We start from the raw sequence: 18,782 nt of genomic DNA, 5'->3' as shown, positions 1-18,782 counted from the left end.
GGGTGGCGGTTGCGACCCAGACTCACACCGTTTCGATGAACATGAACCGAAGAAACCGTTTCCGCGGAATCGATCGCTGCCGGCCGTTCAGGCGCGGGAAAACTCGAAGGCCAACACGTCGGCGATGCGAGGGCTTTGCAGCATCGCCATCAGCAGGCGATCCACGCCCAGCGCGACGCCGGCGCAATCCGGCAACTGCGGCAAGGCGTCGATCAGGCGGGTATCCAGCGGCGGCACGATCGAGCCGCGCGACCTGCGCACGGACTGGTCGCGTTCGAAACGGGCACGCTGTTCGCGCGCATCGTTGAGCTCGTGGTAACCGTTGGCCAGCTCCAGCGGACCGAGGTACAGCTCGAAACGTTCGGCGACCGGCGGATCTTCCTCCGCCTTTGCGGGGGCAGGCTCGCGGATCCGGGCCAACGCACTCTGCGAAGCCGGATAGTCGTACACCGCCAGCAGTTGGTCGTCGGGGAACGATGGTTGCAGCTTGTGGGTCATCAGCAGGTCGAGCCAGTCGTCCTTGCTCAAGCCTTCGCCATCGATGGCGATGTCGCTGCCCGCGTTGCGCAGTTCGTCGAGCGAGGCGAGCAGCGGGTCGATGCCCAGCCGCTCGCGGTACAGATCGCGGAAGCCGGTCTTCGACAACGTTGCGCTGCGCCCGACGAGTCCCAGCGCAGCCTGCACCAGTTCGGCGGTTTCGCCGATCAGACGCTGGTGATCCCAGCCGACCCGATACCACTCCAGCATGGTGAACTCGGGATTGTGGCGCCCGCCCGCCTCGCCGTCGCGGAAAACGCGGCCAAGCTCGTAGCAGTCGCCGATGCCGGCCGCGAGCAGGCGTTTCAGCGCGAATTCCGGCGACGTGCGCAACCAGCGCGTGCGCGGTGCGCCATCCGTGCGACCGGAGAATTCGAGCGGGAACGACGCGATGTTCGGATCGGTATTGCCGGCCACCGACATCACGGGCGTCTCGACCTCCAGCACGCCACGCGCGTGGAAGAACTCGCGTGCAAGGCGGTTGAATGCGGCGCGCAGGCGGATTGCATCGAACGAGGCAGATGGCTGCCAGTCGATCATTGCATTACACCCATATTAAAAAGTACGGTGTGGGAGCGACGTAAGTCGCGAACAAAAACCTCCCGACCCTCCGAACGAAAAGCTTCGCGACTTACGTCGCTCCCACGCCATGGTATCCCGCTCATGCGTTCTGCTCGAGGAACGCCAGCAACGCCGCTTCGTCCCAGATCTCGATGCCCAGCTCCTGCGCCTTGGCCAACTTGCTGCCTGCGGCCTCGCCGGCCACCACCAGCGAAGTCTTCTTCGACACGCTGCCGGATACCTTCGCGCCCAGCGCTTCGAGCTTCGCGCCGGCCTCGTCGCGACTCATCGACGCCAGGCCGCCGGTCAGCACCACGGTCTTGCCGGACAGCGGACCTTCGGTCGCGCGTTGCGGCGCGCCTTCCGGCCAATGCACACCGTTCTCGCGCAATGCGGCGATGACCTCGCGGTTGTGCGGCTGGGCGAAGAAATGGGCGATGCGCGCGGCGACCACCGGGCCGACGTCGGGCACCTGCTTCAGCGTTTCCTCATCTGCGTCCATCAACGGCTGCAACGCGCCGAAATGCCGCGCCAGGGTCTTGGCCGTGCTCTCGCCGACGTCACGGATGCCCAGTGCGAACAGCACCCGCTCCAGCGTGCTGTCGCGGCTGGCGGCGATGCCGGCGATCAGGTTCTCCGCCCATTTGGTCGCGATCTTGCCGGCCTTGACCGTCTCGGGGACGACGCCGTCGCGCTCGTCGGCGCGCTGCTTCATCTGCACGAAATCGTCCACGCCCAACTTGTACAGGTCGGCCACGGTGCGCACGTAATCGAAATCGACCAGCCCTTGGATCAGACGCTCGCCGAGGCCTTCGATGTCCATCGCCCGGCGCGAGGCGAAGTGGAACAGCGCCTGCACGCGCTGGGCCGGGCAATACAAGCCGCCGGTGCAGCGCGCGACCACCTCGCCTTCCTCGCGTTCCACGGCCGAACCGCAGTCCGGACAGGTTTTCGGCATCGTCCACGGCTGCGCGCCTTTCGGGCGGCGATCGAGGATCACCCCGACCACTTCCGGGATCACGTCGCCGGCGCGACGGATGATCACCGTGTCGCCGACGCGCACGTCGAGGCGCGCGACCTGGTCGGCGTTGTGCAGCGTGGCTCGGCTGACAGTGACGCCGCCGACGTGCACCGGCGTCATCAGCACCCACGGCGTAACCGCGCCGGTGCGGCCGACGTTGACTTCGATCGATTCGACCGTGGTCGCCACTTCCTGCGCCGGGTACTTGTGTGCGATGGCCCAGCGCGGCGCGCGCGAAACGAAGCCCATCGCGCGTTGCTGGTCGTAGCGGTCGAGCTTGTAGACCACACCATCGATGTCGTACGGCAAGCCGGCGCGGCGCTCGCCGACGCGGCGGTAATAGGCCAGCAACCCCTCGGCGCCGCTGGCGGTACCGGATTCGCTGCTGACCGGCAGGCCGAGTTCGCGCAGCCACGCCAGCGTCTGCGAATGGGTCGGCGGCAAGGCCGCGCCACGCACTTCGCCCAGCGCATAGGCGTAGAACGACAACGGCCGCTGCGCGGTAATGCGCGGATCGAGCTGGCGCAGCGAACCGGCGGCACCGTTGCGCGGGTTGGCCAGGGTCTTCTCGCCGTGTTCGCGGGCCCAGGCGTTGTATTTTTCGAACGCCGCGAGCGGCATGTACACCTCGCCGCGGACTTCCAGCACTTCCGGTGCGTCGCCGCGCAGGCGCAACGGAATGGCCTTCACCGTGCGCAGGTTGGCGGTGACGTCCTCGCCGGTGGCGCCGTCGCCGCGGGTCGCGCCGCGCACGAACACGCCGTTCTCGTAGCGCAGGCTGATCGCCAGCCCGTCCAGTTTGGGCTCGACCGAGAAACGGGGCTGCGCGTCGCCGGTTTCCTTGACGATGCGATTGACGAAATCCTGCACTTCCTCGTCGGTGAAGGCATTGCCCAGCGACAGCATCGGCACCGCATGCACGACTTCGGCGAACTTCGCCGACGGCGCGCTGCCGACGCGCTGGGTCGGGGAATCGGGCGTGGCCAGCTCGGGGTGCGTGGCTTCCAGTTCGTCCAGCTCGCGCAGCATGCGGTCGTATTCGGCGTCCGGGATGTTCGGCTCGTCGAGGACGTGGTAGCGATAGCTGGCGTCTTCCAGCTTCCGGCGCAACTCGACGGCGCGGGCGGCGGCTTGCGAATGGGATTTCGAACTCATCCCGCGATTCTACCCATCGGACCCTTGCCACTGCATGCAGGGTCGCGCTAGCTTCCCGGTAGCCGCCAAAGCGCGAGGAAATCCGCATGCACCCGACCCTGTCCCGTCGCGGTTTCCTCGATCTGTCCGCTTGCAGCCTGGCCACGGCGGGCCTCGCCCCGCTGCTCGGCGCCAGCGGCGGCGCCCGGGCGCAGATGCCGCCCACCCCGCCGGGCATGAACGATCCCGACGCGGTCTTGCTGAACTACAACGAGAACCCGCTGGGCCCGTTTCCCGAAGCCTTGCGGGCAGCCGCCGATGCGTTGCCGCGCTCCAATCGCTACCTGTTCGGCCTGCAGCGCGAGTTCACCGGACTGTTCGCCGAACAGAACAGCCTGGGAGAGGACCACGTCGCCGGGTACTGCGGGTCTGGCCTGGCGCTGGATGCGGCGGCACTGGCCTTCGCGTCGCCACGGGCGGCTGCGGTCGTGGCCGATCCGACCTTCGAATCCGTCGCCCAGATGGCCGACGCGCATGGCACGAAGGTAGTGCGCGTGCCGCTGCGCGCGGATGGCGCGCACGACGTGAAAGCGATGGCTGCCGCAGCGATGGAAGCGAAGGCCGGGTTGATCTACCTGTGCAATCCGAACAACCCGACTGGGTCGATCACGCCGCGCGCGGACATCGACTGGTTGCTGGCGAACAAACCCGCCGGCAGCGTGGTGCTGGTCGACGAGGCCTACATCCACTACTGCGACGAGCCGGGCACGCTGGACCTGGCGAAGGCTGGTGCCGACATCGTGGTGCTGCGCACGTTCTCGAAGATCTACGGCATGGCCGGCATGCGTCTGGGCTTGGCGGTGGCGCGACCGGACCTCCTGGAAAAGCTGCTGCTGTTCGGCGCGGGCAGCCTGCCGGTACCGGCGGTGGCGGCCGGGATCGCGAGCCTGAAACATCCGGAGCGGCTGGCCGAGCGCAAGCGCGCGACCACCACGATCCGCACGGAGACCGTGGCATGGCTGAAGTCACGGGATTACCAATGTCTGCCCTCGCAGGCGAACTGCTTCATGGTCGACGTGAAGGGCGATGGCCGCGAGTTCGCGCGGAAAATGGCCGCGCACAAGGTTTTCGTCGGCCGCAGTTGGCCGGTATTGCCGCGGCAGGTACGGATCACCGTGGGCACGGAGGCGGAGATGGCGAAGTTCCGCGAAGTATTCGCGAAAATGATGGCGGGCTGACCGCCATGCAATTTCGTAGGGTGGGTGGAGCGAAGCGATACCCACCAACACACCGCAGCCGATTGTTTTTTTGATGGGTATCGCTTCGCTCCACCCATCCTATGATTGCGCGGTCGCCGCAAGTCGGGGGAGCGTCCCCGGGGCGCGCGTCTCGCGTCAGGCCGACCTGTCGCTCAGGGCTGAGCGGACGCGCGATTGAAATGCGCGGTGCGCAACATCGGGGTGCCGTCTTCCTTGGCGTACGCTTCCGTCTCCGTCAAAACCTTGCCATCCGAACTCACGGAGTACACGCGCGTAGATCTTGGGATGCCCTGATAGACGAATTGCATGACCAGCACGTTGGGCGCGGGCATCTTCGCGGCGACGACATCGACCCAATAGTTCCCGGTAGCCTGTCCAGGCGTACCGTCGAGGGACAGCGTGGATTCGCCGTGCATCTTGTTGCCGCTGTTCTCGACGATCTCGACGCGCGTCAGCCACTTGCCATCGGGCGCATCGGCGAAGTCCAAGTTTACGCTCTTCGGCCGCGCCTCCGGTGGCATCGGCAAAGTATCTATGTCCAAGGTCCAGTGGCCGACCAACGGCGACTTTGTTGCCGGACTAGCTTGCGAGGGCGCGATATGGAAAACGGTGATAACCAGCAACGCAACGAATATCGCTTTCATGCGGACTCCTATTGAGCGACGTAGGGCGGAACCGCCGCAGGCGATTCCGCCGAATTTACCCGCATAGGCGGAATCCGCTTCGCGGGTTCCGCCCTACGGTCCTGGCTAGCCGTTAGGCGCCTCCTCCAATCAGACGATGCTCCTGCAACTTGACCCAGTTAGAGAAGCCCTCGGCAAGAGAAACAAATTCCGATCGCGATAGCTTCGCATGGAAAAATCCGCGCGGGCTATCCACGAGAACCTGAACCTGCTCATCAGGATCGGACAGGATAAAGCTTTTGGTATAGTCAAAAGTCTCTGAGATGTTTGTCAAAAAGTGCGTATTGAAAAGCACGGACATCACACTCGGGTGGGCGGAGATCGAAGACTCGTATATCAAGTCGTCTAAGGCGGAAAAGCGCTGTCGTGGGGTCAGGGCCTCTAGCAATGGATGCCATTGCCCTGATGGACTGGCCGCCAGGTTCAAGAGGTGATCGCTTGCCGCGCCAAGCACGCAAAGCGGTTCATCCCAGTTTCCAAATGGCTCCCCACCGACATAACAACGAATACGCCCGGCAATGTTTGCTCCAACGACGGGCATGAGAGCATTCGGCTCAAGTTGAGCTTCGATTGCGAGCTTCTCGGGATTTCCCCAGATCACGATGAGCGACTTGCCGTCATTTATTCGTCCAGCGTAGCGGATAAATAACGCACTCCAATCACCACCTCGGCGGCTTGGTCAGCGGCGGCGCCTCATGCTGACGGTCATAGGCACGCAACTCTTCGCGGATGTGCTGCACGCGCTGGCGACCGAGGGCGTTGCGGCTGTCGTCCAGCACCACGCCGTCCAGCAGTTCCGCCATCCGCTCCACGTTCGGCAGCAATTTCTCCCACGCCTCCAGCGCGCTGATCGGTGCCGGCAGGGTCAGGAAGAACGCGATGGCCGGCGTTTCCAGTTCACGGATGCGGCTCATGTCGAAACTGCCCGGCTGCATGATGTTGGCCATGCTGAAGATCGGGCCGCGTTCCGGGTGGTTCTCGACCAGGCGGTGGAACACGTTCATGTGCCCGAACACCAGTCCGGTCTTCTCCGCGGCGACGACGATGTCCTCGCCGCGCAGGGTGTGGCCGGCGCGCGCGGCGACGTACAGCGAGACGATCTTGTCGAAATCCTGGCTGGGACGCTTGCCCAGGTCGTTGTCGGCGGCGACTCCGCCCGGCAGGTCCAGCGCGGGCTGGCTGACGGTCTCGCCGCTGTAGTCGCCCTCCTCGCCCGCCCCCAGGCTGGGCTCGACCCGCGAGGTTTCGCCCTCGCCCGGTTCGGCGCGCTCGATGCGCTTGCCCTGCGGCGATTTCTTCGGCCGGCCGAAGATGATGATGGTCGCCAGCAGGATCACGCCGGCAACGAGGATGCCGATTCGGAGCAGGGCCATGTCGGACATTGGTCGGGATCTCCTTGCGGTCGATTCAGGGTATCAAATCGGGGAACAACGGGGCGTTCGTACGAGCGCCCCTGGATGCGACCACGCTCTTGGGCACGATGCGTAAACCAGTCCGGACGAAAAATCTCCGGTCGCGCCCAGGGGCGCTCCTGCCCCCGGCAAACCTGCCTTTCTGCGCGAATGCCGTCAGGCCGCGCCGGCCAGCCGGGTGGCTTCTTCCAGGTCCACGCTGACCAGGCGGCTGACGCCCGGTTCGCGCATGGTCACGCCGCTGAGCTGATTGGCCGCTTCCATGGTCGCCTTGTTGTGGCTGACGAACAGGAACTGCACCTTTTCGCTCATCTCCTTGACCATGTTGGTGAAGCGGCCGACGTTGGCCTCGTCCAGCGGCGCGTCGACTTCGTCCAGCAGGCAGAACGGCGCCGGGTTGAGGCGGAAGATCGCGAACACCAGGGCCACCGCGGTCATCGCCTTCTCGCCGCCCGACAGCAGCGAGATGTTGGACACGCGCTTGCCCGGCGGGCGCGCCATGATCGCCACGCCGGTGTCGAGCAGGTCTTCGCCGGTCAGCTCCAGGTAGGCGTGGCCGCCGCCGAACAGGCGCGGATACAGCTCCTGCACGCCGCTGTTGACCCGGTCGAAGGTGTCCTTGAAGCGGCCGCGGGTCTCGCGGTCGATCTTGCGGATCGCTTCTTCCAGCGTCTCCAGCGCGGTGGTCAGGTCGACGTTCTGCGCGTCGAGGTACTGGCTGCGCTGCTCGGCTTCGCCGTACTCGTGGATCGCGGCCAGGTTGACCGGCTCCAGCCGGCGCATGCGGCCGTCGATCTGGTTGACCGCCTGCTCCCAGTCGGACAGCGCGGCGACTTCCGGCAGCGTGTTGATCACGTCTTCCATGACGAAGCCGGCCTTGGCCACGGCCTCGGTCAGCTGCTCGGCCTTCAGCGCCAGCGCCTGCTGGTCGAGGCGACGCTGCGAGATGACCTCGCGCTGGGCGATGGCCTGCTCGTCGCGCTGGTGGCGGGTCTGTTCGTGCTGGCGCAGTTCGTTGTCGATGCCTTCCAGCGCGGCGCGCGCTTCGGCCAGCTTGCGGTCGGCGACCACGCGGTGCTCCAGCGCGGCCTGGCGCTCGGCTTCCAGCGCCTGCACCGGTGAGTCGCCTTCGTCGAGCTGCGAGGCCAGTTCGCCCAGGCGCGTGTCGAGCTGGCCGCGCTGGTTGCCCATGCGGTCCAGCGCCTGGCTCAGCGCGACGATCTGCGCACGTTGCGATTCCAGGGTCAACGCCAGCGCATGCGCGGCATCGCGCGAACCACGGGCGGCGTCGCGGGCGGCGTCGCGGGTTTCGGCCAGCTGGCGGCGTTCGCTTTCCAGCTGTTCGCGGACGTCCTGCAGTTCGGCCATGCGTTCGACCGCCGATTCGAGCCGGGCGCGGGCTTCGCGCGCCTGCTCGCGGCTGGCCTCGAGGGTTTCGGCCAGCTGGGCGATTTCCGCGTCGATCTTGTCGATGCGGTTGCGGGTCGATTCGACCCGGCCCTGCTGGCTCTGCAACTGGCCGGCCAGCTCGGACACGCTGCGATGGGCCAGGTACAGGGCGCGCTGGGCGTCTTCGCGGTTCTGCTCGGCGGCGAGCATGCGGTCGCGCCATGCGCTGATGCCGCGTTCGAGTTCCTGTTCGCGATGCTGCAGCTGGGCGATTTCCTCGCGCAGCGCCTTGATCTCGCGTTCGCGCAGCAGCGCGCCCTGCTTGGCCGCACCCGAACGCACCACGCGCACCCAGCCGGCGCCGAGGCGCTCGCCGTTGCGGGTGATCACCGATTCGCCATCGCCCAGACGCGACTGCAGCGCGCGCGCTTCGGCCAGGTTTTCGGCGACGTGCAGCTTGGCCAGCAGGCGGCGGATGGCGGCCGGGCCCTGCACCTTCGCAGCCAGCGAAGTCGCGGCGTACTGCCTGTCTTCCTGCTCGTCGGAGACCAGCGCGATGCGGCCTTCGCCGAGTTCACCCAGCGCATCGACCAGGGTTTCCGGGGCTTCGACCAGCACGCCTTCGATCAGCTGACCCAGCGCGCCTTCAACGGCGTTTTCCCAGCCGGCTTCGACCGTCAGCTTCTCGCCGACGCGCGCGGCCGAATCCAGCCCGCGCGATTGCAGCCACTGCACCGCCGCGCCCTGCTCCTGGCCCAGCGCGGCGTGCTGCAGGGTTTCCAGCGAGGCCAGCCGGCCCCGCGCTTCCTGCGCGCGCTTGCGCACGTCGGAAAGCTCGTTCTGCGCGGCGCGCTGCTGGTCCTGCAGCTCGGTGACGGTGCGCTTGCGTTCCTCGAGGTCGGCGTTCAGGCCTTCCAGCGCGGCCTTCTGCTCGTCGTGCTGGATCTGGGCCTGGGCGAAAGCCTCGGCCAGCGTGGCCAGGTCGAGGCCGGTGCGTTCGCTGGACAGCGCTTCGCGGCGGCGCTCGGCTTCGAAGGCCTGTTTGTCGAGGTAATCGACGCGGGTGCGCTCGACATCGCCCGAGCGCGCGGCCTCGGCCACCTCGCGGCTGTGCGCTTCCCAGCGCTGCTGCCAGTCGGCCAGGCGGGTTTCGGCATCGCGCAAGGCTTCCTGGCGGGCGCCGTCTTCCTCCTGCAACTGGGCCAGGCGCGGCTCGGCCTCTTCGACCGCGGCGCGCAGCACGGCGAGTTTCTCTTCGTCGCCGCTGATGTGCAGGCCCAGTTCGGCCAGCGCGTTCTGCGCTTCGTCGCGCGCCTTGTGCAGGCGTTCGGCCATCTCGCGCTGGTGCTGGATCTGCTGCTCGACCCGGGCCAGCGTGCCGCCGACCTGGTAGACCTCGGCCTGCGCGGCGTTCAACGCGTCGCTGGCGCTTTCGCGGCCGGCACGGCCGGTTTCCAGCAGGCGTTCGGCTTCGCGCTGTTCGGCGATCAACTGCTGAAGACGGGTTTCTTCCTGCGACAGGCGCTCGCGCAGCTTCTGCAGGTCGCCGTCGAGGCCGCGGAATTCCAGCGCCTTCCACTCGGCGTCCTTGACCTTGCGCTCTTCCTGCAGGGCCTGGTACTGCTCGGCCTGGCGCGCCTGGCGCTTCAGGTGCTCGAGCTGCTTGGCGATTTCCTCGCGCAGGTCGTTGAGGCGGTCCAGGTTCTCGCGGGTGTGGCGGATGCGGGTCTCGGTTTCCTTGCGCCGTTCCTTGTACTTGGAGATGCCGGCGGCTTCCTCCAGGTAGATACGTAGGTCTTCCGGGCGCGCTTCGATGATCTGGCTGATCATGCCCTGCTCGATGATCGAGTAGCTGCGCGGGCCCAGGCCGGTGCCGAGGAACAGGTCGGTGATGTCGCGGCGGCGGCACTTGGTGCCGTTGAGATAGTAGTTGCTCTGGCCGTCGCGGCTAACCGTGCGCTTGACCGAGATTTCGTTGAACGCGGCGAATTCGCCGGCGATGGCATGGTCGCTGTTGTCAAAGATCAGCTCGACCGTGGCCTGCGACACCGGCTTGCGCGCCGCGGAACCGCTGAAGATCACGTCGGTCAGCGAATCGCCGCGCAGGCGGCTGGCCGAGCTTTCGCCCATCACCCAGCGCACAGCGTCGATGATGTTGCTTTTGCCGCAACCATTGGGCCCGACCACGCCGGTCATGTTGGTCGGCAGGTGCAGGGTGGTCGGGTCGACGAAGGATTTGAAACCGGACAGCTTGATCGTGGACAGGCGCATGCGGCGTGAGTCTTCCGGACGACGCAAGCGGCTCGGGCCGGCGCGCCATCGTGTTTGGTGTTCGGGGTTGATTCCAGCGCCAAGCCTTTGATCGGATTGGCGAAGACGTCTCGAAAACAAGACGCCAACGCCTGAGTATAACGGGGTCCCGCGCGGCGCTTCCGCCCCGACCCGATGGCGTCCGTCCTCCCGGGGGATTCGACGGCGGAATCCCGGGTTCCGTCGCCGCGGGACGCTTTTCGTCGCGACAGGACTTGACGGGAGCGAGTCGTTCGTACTGTACTAGTAGACATAGTACAGATAGGACGCCCCCATGGTCCGACCCCAAGCCCTGATGATCCAGATCGCTACCGGCGATCCACGCCCGATCGGCAAACAGATCGTCGATGCCGTGCGGATGAAGATCGCCACCGGCGAACTGAAGCCCGGCAACCAGTTGCCCAGCGTGCGCGGCCTGGCCCAGCAGCTGACCATCAACCCGAACACCGTGGCCAAGGCCTACGCCGAGCTGACCACCGAGGGCTGGCTGGAATCGCGCCAAGGCATGGGCCTGTACGTGGCCGAGCCGCGCCAGCGCCTGAGCGACGCAGAACGCGAGCGCCGCCTCGACGACGCCGTCGGCCGCTTCATCAACGACGTGATCCCGCTGGGTTTCCCGCCTGACGAGGTGCAGGCGCGGATCGCCCACGAGTTTCAGCAGCTTGTTCCGCGCAAACGCGCCTGACCCCGACGACTGAACCCACTTCCGGCGAGACCGACATGGATGCTTCCACCGATTACGTCATCGAAACCCGCGCGCTGAGCAAACGCTATGGCAGCAAGCTCGCGCTCGACCACCTGGACCTGGCCGTGCCGCGCGGCCGCATCCATGCCATCGTCGGCGCCAACGGCGCGGGCAAGTCCACGCTGTTCCGCATCCTGCTCGGCTTCATGCCGCCGACCGCGGGCGAAGCGCGCATCCTCGGCCGCGACAGCCAGCGGCTGACCCCGAACGACCGCAGCCGCGTCGGCTTCGTCAACGAGGAACACACCCTGCCCGGCTGGATGCGCGTGACCCAGGTCAGCGCGATGCAGCGCAACCTCTACCCGCGCTGGAACCAGTCCGCCTTCGACGGCGTGATCGGGCATTACAACGTGCTGCCGGAACAGAAGATCAGCCAGTTGTCGCGCGGCGAGCGCGCCGGCTTCAACCTGGCTTTGGCGCTGGCCCAGGGGCCGGAACTGCTGGTGCTGGACGAACCCACGCTGGGCCTGGACGTGGTGGCCAAGCGCGCGTTCCTCGAATCGCTGATGTACAGCAACGCTACCGACGAATGCACGGTGATCTATTGCTCGCACCAGATGGAGGAGATCGAGCGGGTCGCCGACAACCTGATCATCCTCGAGCGCGGCCAGCTGAAGAACATGTCGGCGCCCGAAGACTTCTGCGCGCGGGTCACCCACTGGGTCGCCGACGTGCCGTTCAAGGGCCCCGACCCGCGCAGCGTGCCTGGCCTGCTGGAAGTGCAGCGGCTCGACGGCCTGCACCACTACCTGGTGCTGGACCAGGACGACGGCTTCGAGCAATTCCTGCGCAACAGCGGCGCGCGCAACGTGCAGTCGATGCCGGTCAGCCTGGACCGCGCCGTCAACGCCTTCCTGACCAAGAACCACGCTGCGCCGGCTGTGGCCTGAGCGCGCGAACCAGCCAAGGGGAAATCGAAATGATCAATCTGTTCCGCGGCGAGTTGCTGCGATTCCGGCTCTGGGCGCTGGTCGTGGCGGTGGCGCACGTCGCCGTGCTCGGCTTCCTGAGCCGCATCGTCGATCTGGCCCAGCAACCGCTGCAGGTCTACCAGGTATTCGCCTCAGTTTACCTGGTGATCGGCGCCCTGCTCGGCCTGTACCAGATGGGCAGCTACCGCCGGCCGAACCAATGGCTGAACCTGCTGCACCGGCCGCTGCACCGCCTGCGCATCGCCGGGGCGCTGGGCGGCGCGTCCTCGGTGCTGCTGTTCGTCGCCGCGGCGCTGCCGATTGCGCTGATCGCGCTGTACCAGGACGCGATGACCGCGCGCGTGGTCGACCTGCGCCACTGGATGATGCCACTGGCGGCATGGCTGATCGCGATGATCGGTTATGCGGCAGGCGCCCACGCGATGGTCGCCAACCGGCGCTATTCGTTCGCGGTGGTGGTGCTGCCCGCGTTGCTGATGTTCGCGCAGGCCTCCGGCGTGGCGATGATCGCGATGCAGGCCGTCGTGCTGGCCTTCCTGGCCACGCTGGTCGCCATCGCCTTCAAGCCCGATCCGTCGCTGCCGCCGCGCAACCCCGCCGGCGTGGTGGCCACCGCGCTGCCGGTGCAGGTCTGTGCGTATTTCCTGCTGTGGATGCTCGGCTTCGGCGTCGAACTGGCCTGGACGCTGAGCGGCACGCATCCGCTGAACACGCCCCTGCCGCCGAAAGGCGGACACATCGAAGCCGACCGCGCCGAGGGCAAGGACTTGCTGTTGATGGGCATCGCCGCCAGCCCGGATCCCGATGCCGCGCTGTGGCGCGAGCAGATCGCGCTGTCCGACGTGTTCACCCGTTATCCGCTGCGCAACCTGGCGCAACGCAACGCGATGACCAATCCGGCGCCGATGGAGTTCGACGATGGCGAACGCAACATCCGCTGGGTGTTCACCCACGACCGCATGCGCTACGTCGGCTACGGCACGCTGGACAAGCGGCCGCGCGGCGAACTCGGCGTGGGCGACGGACAGGCCGCCGGTTCCTCGACGGAATTCCCGGCACCCACGATGCAATATGCCGCCGGCTACCTGTTCAACGCCAACGCCGCCTACCAGTACGACACCGCGCAACAGCGCATCTTCGAACGCGTGCGACTGCCCCGGGGCGAAGTCATGGCCAGCCCGCCGGAACCTGCCGGCGACAACGTGCTCGCCCTGAGCGACCGCGCCGCGTACTTCTATCCGGGACGCGAAGCCGCGAACGGACTGGACCGGCTGCAACCGCTGATGCGCGTGGCGATGCCGGGACCGGTCGGCCAGCTCAGCCGCATGGACGTGGTCGAACTGCTCGACGGCTACCTGATCTCGTTCACCTACACCTGGGGCGTGTGGTCGAGCGAACTGCAGCGTCCCTACCAGCAGGTGCTGCGCATCGACGGCAACGGCCATGCGCGCGAAGTCGCGCGGCGCGAACTGAAACTCGACCTGCCGGTGGCCTACACCACGCGCATCTGGTGGCTGTCGCCGGTGCTGCGCCAGTTGTGCCTGGGCGCGCAGGACCTGTTCGCCGCGCCCGACCCGTTGCGCGCGAAGGCCGAACCGATGCCGCGGTCGATGGTCTGGCTGGCGCTGGCATGTTGCGCCTTGTCGCTGCTTGGCGCGATGTGGCTGACCGGCCGGCAGGCGCATTCGCGGCTCGCGCGTTGGGGTTGGGTGGCGTTCTGCGGCCTGGTCGGCCTGCCGTCGCTGCTCGCCTTGTGGCTGATGTATGCGCGACGCGAATCCCTGGCGTCGGCTGCCGGGGCCTGAGCATGGGTATCTTGCGCAAGCTTTGTGCAACGCTGGCCCTGTTCGCCGCCGCCACCGCACCGATGGCGCATGCCGAAGAAGACCACGGATCGGGTCCGGGGCAGGTTCTGCGCGCCACCGTCGCCGCGCAACGCGCGTTGCCGCCGGCGCCGCGCCTGCCGCGCACCGATTTCCTCGAGGGCCGCAGCCTGCCCGCCGTGCAGCTTTCGCCGGGCGGCGACCTGGTCGCCTACCTGCGCGAACAGGGCGAGACGCGCAGCCTGTGGCTGCTGCCGACCGATGGCGGACGCGCGCGCATGCTGCTGGCGCGCACCCAAGCCGACCAGTTGTTCTGGTCGCGCGACGGACGCTGGCTGTTCCTGCGCGGCGCAAGATCGCTGGACGGCATTTCCGTCGATGGCCGTGCCGGCATGCGGGTGATGCTCGGCGGTAGCGAGCGGCGCATACCGATCAAGGTCGATCCCTCGCAGGCGGCGGCCGTGCTGCTGCGCGAATGCGTTCGCGCGGGCACAGGGGAACGCTGGCGCATCCTGCGCATGGATGCGCACGGCAAGCGCAGCGTGCTGCGCGAGGATCCGCACTGGATCCACGATGTCGCCCTCGATGCCCGCGGCCGGGTAGTGGCCCTCGCCCGCTTCGAAGGCGACCACGACGCATTGCACCGCGTCGCCGCCGACGGTTCGCTGCACGAAGTACTGCGCCTGCGCCCGATGGAACGCGTGGCACTGCTCGCGGCTTTGCCGGACGGCAGCTTGCTGATGGAAGGCAATCCGGGCAGCGCGGCCCGGAACGGGAATTTCCGTCGCGTACTGCGCCTCGACGCGGACAATCGCCTGCAGACCCTCCACGAAGACCCACGCCACGAAGCCGACCTCGACGAAGTCGCCCTCGACCCGCGCACCCAGATGCCGATCGCGGCCAGCTATCGCAGCACCGTCGCCGCGACCTACGGCATCGACGCCGCGCAATCCATGGTCGCGGACATCGCGAAGAAGCTGCCTGGCCGCGACATCGCGGTGCAGGCCGGCGGCGGGCCGGCGGCGCGATGGCTGGTGTCGGAGCGCGCTGCCACGCTGCGCGAGCCGCGCTGGTATCTGTACGACCCGCGCAACGGCGGTCTCCGACGCATCCTGGACGATCCCGGTATCGCTGCCGCGCCAAAGGAGAACGCGCTGGCGCGCAAGCTCGCCGTGTCCTACCTCGCCTCCGATGGCCTGCGCGTGCGCGGCTTCCTGGTGCTGCCGCCCGGCGTCGATGCCGCGCGCGCGCCGTTGATCGCGCAGGTGCATGGCGGGCCGATCAGCCATTTCCGCCCCGGCTACGACGGCGTCGCCCAGTTCCTCGCGAACCGCGGCTACGTGGTGTTCCAGTCGAACTTCCGCGGTTCCACCGGCCACGGGCGCGACTACACCTTCGCGTCGAATGGCGATTACGGCAACGGCCGCGTACAGCAGGACATCGTCGAAGGCGTGCGCTGGCTGCTCGCTCAAGGCATCGGCGATGCGAACCGGGTCGGCATCGTCGGCCATTCCTTTGGCGGTTATTCGACCCTGCTGGGCCTCACGTTCCAGCCCGAGCTGTTCAAGGTCGGCGTGGCGGGCTCGCCGCCGGCGGACCTGGGCTGGTCGATGCGCTGGCTGCTGCGGGCCGGCGACCAGGGCGACCTGCCCGACCGTTCGCTCAAGCACACCCTGGCGGCCTTGTCGCTGGATTCCACCGACCCCGCGACCTATGCACGCCTGCATTCGCAATCGCCATTGGCGAACGCGGCGAAGATGCGTCGTCCGTTGCTGGTCATTGCCGGCGGCGCGGACCGCACGGTGGCGATCCGCGAAGTGGCGAACTACGCGGCGACGCTGAAGGCGGCCAAGCGTCCGATGACCTTGCTGGTGGAACCGAACGGCGCGCATTCGCCGGTCGACCCGGTACCGCGCGAGGCCTATCTGTTCGCGATGGAAACCATGCTGCAACGACACCTCGGCGGGCCCGTACCCGAACCACCGGGCCAGCGCCTGAGCGCCTATTTGCGCCAGAACCTGCGCGTGGCCGGACCGGAATTCGCGAAGTACGTGAAAAATCCGCGATAGCCTGGATCGCCGCCAGCCTGGCCATGAAATCGCGCTGTGGGAGTGATTGCGGCATGCCGCAATCGGTCAGTCGCGAATCGCTTTCGCAAAAGCATCGCGACTTACGTCGCTCCCACACCTACTTCCCAGGCCACCAAGAAAAAAGGGCGCCGGATCGACCGGCGCCCTTCCCGTTTCCTGCACTTGATCGACGGCCCTCAGACCGTCGCCGGCAACAGTTTCTCGGGTTCCGGTTGCGCATCGACGACCAGTTCGCCGTCGCGCACGTCGATGCTGACCTTGCCGCCGCCGACCAGCTTGCCGAACAGCAGTTCGTCGGCCAGCGGGCGCTTGACCTTGTCCTGGATCAGGCGCGCCATCGGCCGCGCGCCCATCAGCGGGTCGAAGCCGTTCTGCGCCAGCCAGTCGCGCGCCGCCGGAGTGGCCGACAGGCTGACGTTCTTCTCGTGCAACAGCGCTTCCAACTCGATCAGGAACTTGTCGACCACGCGCAGGATGTGCTCGAAGCCCAGCGCCTGGAACTGCACCACCGCGTCGAGGCGGTTGCGGAATTCCGGGGTGAAGCTGCGGCGGATCACTTCCATCGCATCGGTCGAGTTGTCCTGCTTGGTGAAACCAATGCTGCGCCGCGAAGCCTGCGCCGCGCCCGCGTTGGTCGTCATCACCAGGACCACGTTCTTGAAGTTGGCCTCGCGGCCGTTGGTGTCGGTCAGGATGCCGCGGTCCATCACCTGCAACAGGATGTTGAAGATGTCCGGATGCGCCTTCTCGACCTCGTCCAACAGCAGCACGCAGTGCGGGGTCTTGACGATCTTCTCGGTCAGCAGGCCGCCCTGGTCGAAGCCGACATAGCCCGGAGGCGCGCCGATCAGGCGGCTGACCGAATGCGGCTCCATGTATTCGCTCATGTCGAAGCGGACCAGTTCGATGCCCAGCTGCAGCGCGAGCTGCTTGGTCACCTCGGTCTTGCCCACGCCGGTCGGCCCGGCGAACAGGAAGCTGCCGATCGGCTTGTCCGGGTTGCCCAGGCCGCTGCGCGCCAGCTTGATCGCCGACGACAGCGTCTCGATGGCCGGATCCTGGCCGAAGATCACCATCTTCAGGTTGCGCTCCAGGTGCTGCAGCACGTCCTTGTCGGTGGCGCTGACCTGCTTGGCCGGAATGCGCGCCATCTTGGCGACGATGGTTTCGATCTCCTCGGTGTCGATCAGCTGCTTGCGCTGGCCTTCCGGCAGCAGGCGCTGGCGCGCGCCCGCCTCGTCGATCACGTCGATGGCCTTGTCCGGCAGCAGGCGGTCGCCGATGTGCTTCACCGACAGGTCGACCGCGGCCTGCAAGGCTTCGTCGAGGTAGGCGACGCCGTGGTGCGCTTCGTACTTCGGCTTCAAGCCCTGCAATATCTCGTAGGTCTCGCCGACGGTCGGCTCGACCACGTCGATCTTCTGGAAGCGCCGCGCCAGCGCGCGGTCCTTCTCGAAGATGCCGCGGTATTCCTGGAAGGTGGTCGAACCGATGCAGCGCAGCTCCCCCGAGGCCAGCGCCGGCTTGACCAGGTTGCTGGCGTCCATGGTGCCGCCGCTGGCGGAACCGGCGCCGATGATGGTGTGGATCTCGTCGATGAACAGCACCGCGTGCGGGATCTTCTTCAGCTGCGCCAGCACCGCCTTCAGCCGCTTCTCGAAATCGCCGCGGTACTTGGTGCCGGCGACCAGCGCACCCAGGTCGAGCGAATAGATCACCGCGTCGCGCAGCACTTCGGGCACGCTGCCTTCGACGATGCGCTTGGCCAGCCCTTCGGCCAGCGCGGTCTTGCCGACGCCGGCCTCGCCGACGTACAGCGGGTTGTTCTTGCGCCGACGGCACAGCACCTGGATGGTGCGCTCGATTTCATCGGCGCGGCCGACCAGCGGGTCGATCTTGCCCTGCCGGGCCAGCTCGTTGAGGTTGCTGGCGTATTCGGCCAGCGCGTCGCCCTTGCCTTCGCCGTCGCCGCCTTCGGAACGGCCTTCGCCCTCGGAGGCCGCGGGCTCTTCGCCCTCGCCCTGCTTGGCGATGCCGTGCGACAGGTAATTGACCACGTCCAGCCGGGTCACGTCCTGCTGGGTCAGGAAATACACCGCGTGCGAATCCTTCTCGCCGAAGATCGCCACCAGCACGTTGGCGCCGGTGACCTCCTTCTTGCCCGAGGACTGCACGTGGTACACGGCGCGCTGCAGCACGCGCTGGAAGCCGAGGGTCGGCTGGGTGTCGCGGCCATCGTCGTCGGCCAGCTTCGACACCGAGGCCTCGATCGCCTGCTCCAGGTCGGCGCGCAAGCGGTCGGCATCGGCGTTGGTGGCCTTCAGCACGGCCTGCGCGGACGGATTGTCGAGCAGGGCCAGCAGCAGGTGTTCGACGGTCATGAACTCGTGCCGCGCCTCGCGGGCGCGCTTGTAGCACTGGCCGATGGTCTGTTCGAGGTCTTTGCTGAACATGGGGAACTCCAAAGCGGATGTCCACAATATGCGCCCGGCGCGGCGGAATTCCATCTCCCGGCCGGATTGCAGCGTTCAGGCTATGGAAAGCCGGTCCCTCGCGGCCGGTTTCAGCCCTTCTCCATCGTGCAAAGCAGCGGATGCTGGTTCATCCGCGAGTATTCGTTGACCTGGGCGACCTTGGTCTCGGCCACCTCGCGGGTGTACAGGCCGCATACCCCGCGGCCGCGGGTGTGCACGTGCAGCATCACCTGGGTGGCCTTCTCCAGGTCCATGGAGAAGAACTGCTGCAGCACGCCGACGACGAAGTCCATCGGGGTGTAATCATCGTTGAGCAGCAGCACCTGGTACAGCGGCGGGCGCGCCACCTCGGGCTTGCCGGTCTCCACCAGCACGCCTTGCTCGTGTTCGTGTTCGGTCTTGCGCGACATGC

General features: G+C 67.0%; 13 protein-coding genes. 5 read left to right on the top strand and 8 right to left on the bottom strand.

The annotated features are described in order from the left end of the window. Nucleotides 1–87 precede the first annotated feature (87 nt). Both epmA and ligA read right to left on the bottom strand, forming a co-directional pair. On the bottom strand, nt 88–1,077 hold the full coding sequence (gene epmA, locus J5837_RS12205; protein WP_210537053.1) for an EF-P lysine aminoacylase EpmA: 990 nt from the start codon (nt 1,075–1,077) through the stop codon (nt 88–90). A gap of 121 nt (nt 1,078–1,198) precedes the next feature. Then, complete coding sequence (gene ligA / locus J5837_RS12200) at nt 1,199–3,274, bottom strand: NAD-dependent DNA ligase LigA (RefSeq protein ID WP_210537052.1); 2,076 nt, start codon at nt 3,272–3,274, stop codon at nt 1,199–1,201. An 86-nt stretch (nt 3,275–3,360) separates the two neighbouring features. Here ligA and J5837_RS12195 point away from each other — a divergent pair, with 86 nt between their 5' ends. Next, nucleotides 3,361–4,491 (top strand): pyridoxal phosphate-dependent aminotransferase, encoded by a 1,131-nt coding sequence (locus J5837_RS12195; RefSeq protein WP_210537051.1) that lies wholly within the window; start codon nt 3,361–3,363, stop codon nt 4,489–4,491. Between the two features lie 173 nt (nt 4,492–4,664). Here the strand turns inward: J5837_RS12195 and J5837_RS12190 are convergent, their stop codons facing one another. The 4 genes from J5837_RS12190 to smc form a co-directional block, all read right to left on the bottom strand. Then, on the bottom strand, nt 4,665–5,156 hold the full coding sequence (locus J5837_RS12190; RefSeq protein ID WP_210537050.1) for a LuxR family transcriptional regulator: 492 nt from the start codon (nt 5,154–5,156) through the stop codon (nt 4,665–4,667). A 112-nt stretch (nt 5,157–5,268) separates the two neighbouring features. Further along, a complete protein-coding gene (locus J5837_RS12185) occupies nt 5,269–5,736 on the bottom strand; it encodes a hypothetical protein (RefSeq protein ID WP_210537049.1) in 468 nt (155 codons plus the stop codon). 118 nt (nt 5,737–5,854) lie between these two features. Continuing rightward, nucleotides 5,855–6,577 (bottom strand): cell division protein ZipA, encoded by a 723-nt coding sequence (zipA, locus tag J5837_RS12180; protein ID WP_210537048.1) that lies wholly within the window; start codon nt 6,575–6,577, stop codon nt 5,855–5,857. Between the two features lie 186 nt (nt 6,578–6,763). Then, nucleotides 6,764–10,267 carry a chromosome segregation protein SMC gene (gene smc, locus J5837_RS12175; RefSeq protein WP_210537047.1) on the bottom strand — a complete coding sequence of 1,168 codons (3,504 nt, stop codon included), beginning with the start codon at nt 10,265–10,267 and terminating at the stop codon, nt 6,764–6,766. Nucleotides 10,268–10,580: 313 nt separating this feature from the next. Here smc and J5837_RS12170 point away from each other — a divergent pair, with 313 nt between their 5' ends. From J5837_RS12170 to J5837_RS12155, 4 genes are read left to right on the top strand one after another with little or no spacing between them, the layout of a single operon-like run. Next, a complete protein-coding gene (locus tag J5837_RS12170) occupies nt 10,581–10,991 on the top strand; it encodes a GntR family transcriptional regulator (RefSeq protein ID WP_210537046.1) in 411 nt (136 codons plus the stop codon). A gap of 35 nt (nt 10,992–11,026) precedes the next feature. Then, a complete protein-coding gene (locus tag J5837_RS12165; RefSeq protein ID WP_210537045.1) occupies nt 11,027–11,941 on the top strand; it encodes an ABC transporter ATP-binding protein in 915 nt (304 codons plus the stop codon). Between the two features lie 29 nt (nt 11,942–11,970). Continuing rightward, nucleotides 11,971–13,788, top strand: a complete 1,818-nt coding sequence (locus tag J5837_RS12160; RefSeq protein ID WP_210537044.1) for a hypothetical protein — start codon at nt 11,971–11,973, stop codon at nt 13,786–13,788. Nucleotides 13,789–13,790: 2 nt separating this feature from the next. After that, the gene (locus J5837_RS12155; protein ID WP_210537043.1) at nt 13,791–15,875 is read left to right on the top strand and encodes a S9 family peptidase; all 2,085 of its coding nucleotides are present in this window, start codon (nt 13,791–13,793) and stop codon (nt 15,873–15,875) included. Nucleotides 15,876–16,072: 197 nt separating this feature from the next. On the opposite strand, the gene clpA is transcribed toward J5837_RS12155, so the two are convergent. Together clpA and clpS are read right to left on the bottom strand one after the other, a co-directional pair. Next, complete coding sequence (clpA, locus tag J5837_RS12150; protein ID WP_210537042.1) at nt 16,073–18,349, bottom strand: ATP-dependent Clp protease ATP-binding subunit ClpA; 2,277 nt, start codon at nt 18,347–18,349, stop codon at nt 16,073–16,075. Between the two features lie 110 nt (nt 18,350–18,459). Beyond that, entirely contained in the window at nt 18,460–18,780 is a 321-nt protein-coding gene (clpS, locus tag J5837_RS12145; protein WP_210537041.1) for an ATP-dependent Clp protease adapter ClpS, read from the bottom strand. Between the last annotated feature and the right edge of the window lie 2 nt (nt 18,781–18,782).

The sequence above is a fragment of the Pseudoxanthomonas helianthi genome (assembly GCF_017939625.1).
Lineage (GTDB): Bacteria > Pseudomonadota > Gammaproteobacteria > Xanthomonadales > Xanthomonadaceae > Pseudoxanthomonas_A > Pseudoxanthomonas_A helianthi.
Note: the sequence above shows the minus strand (reverse complement) of the source record. Positions and strands in the feature narration are given on the sequence as shown.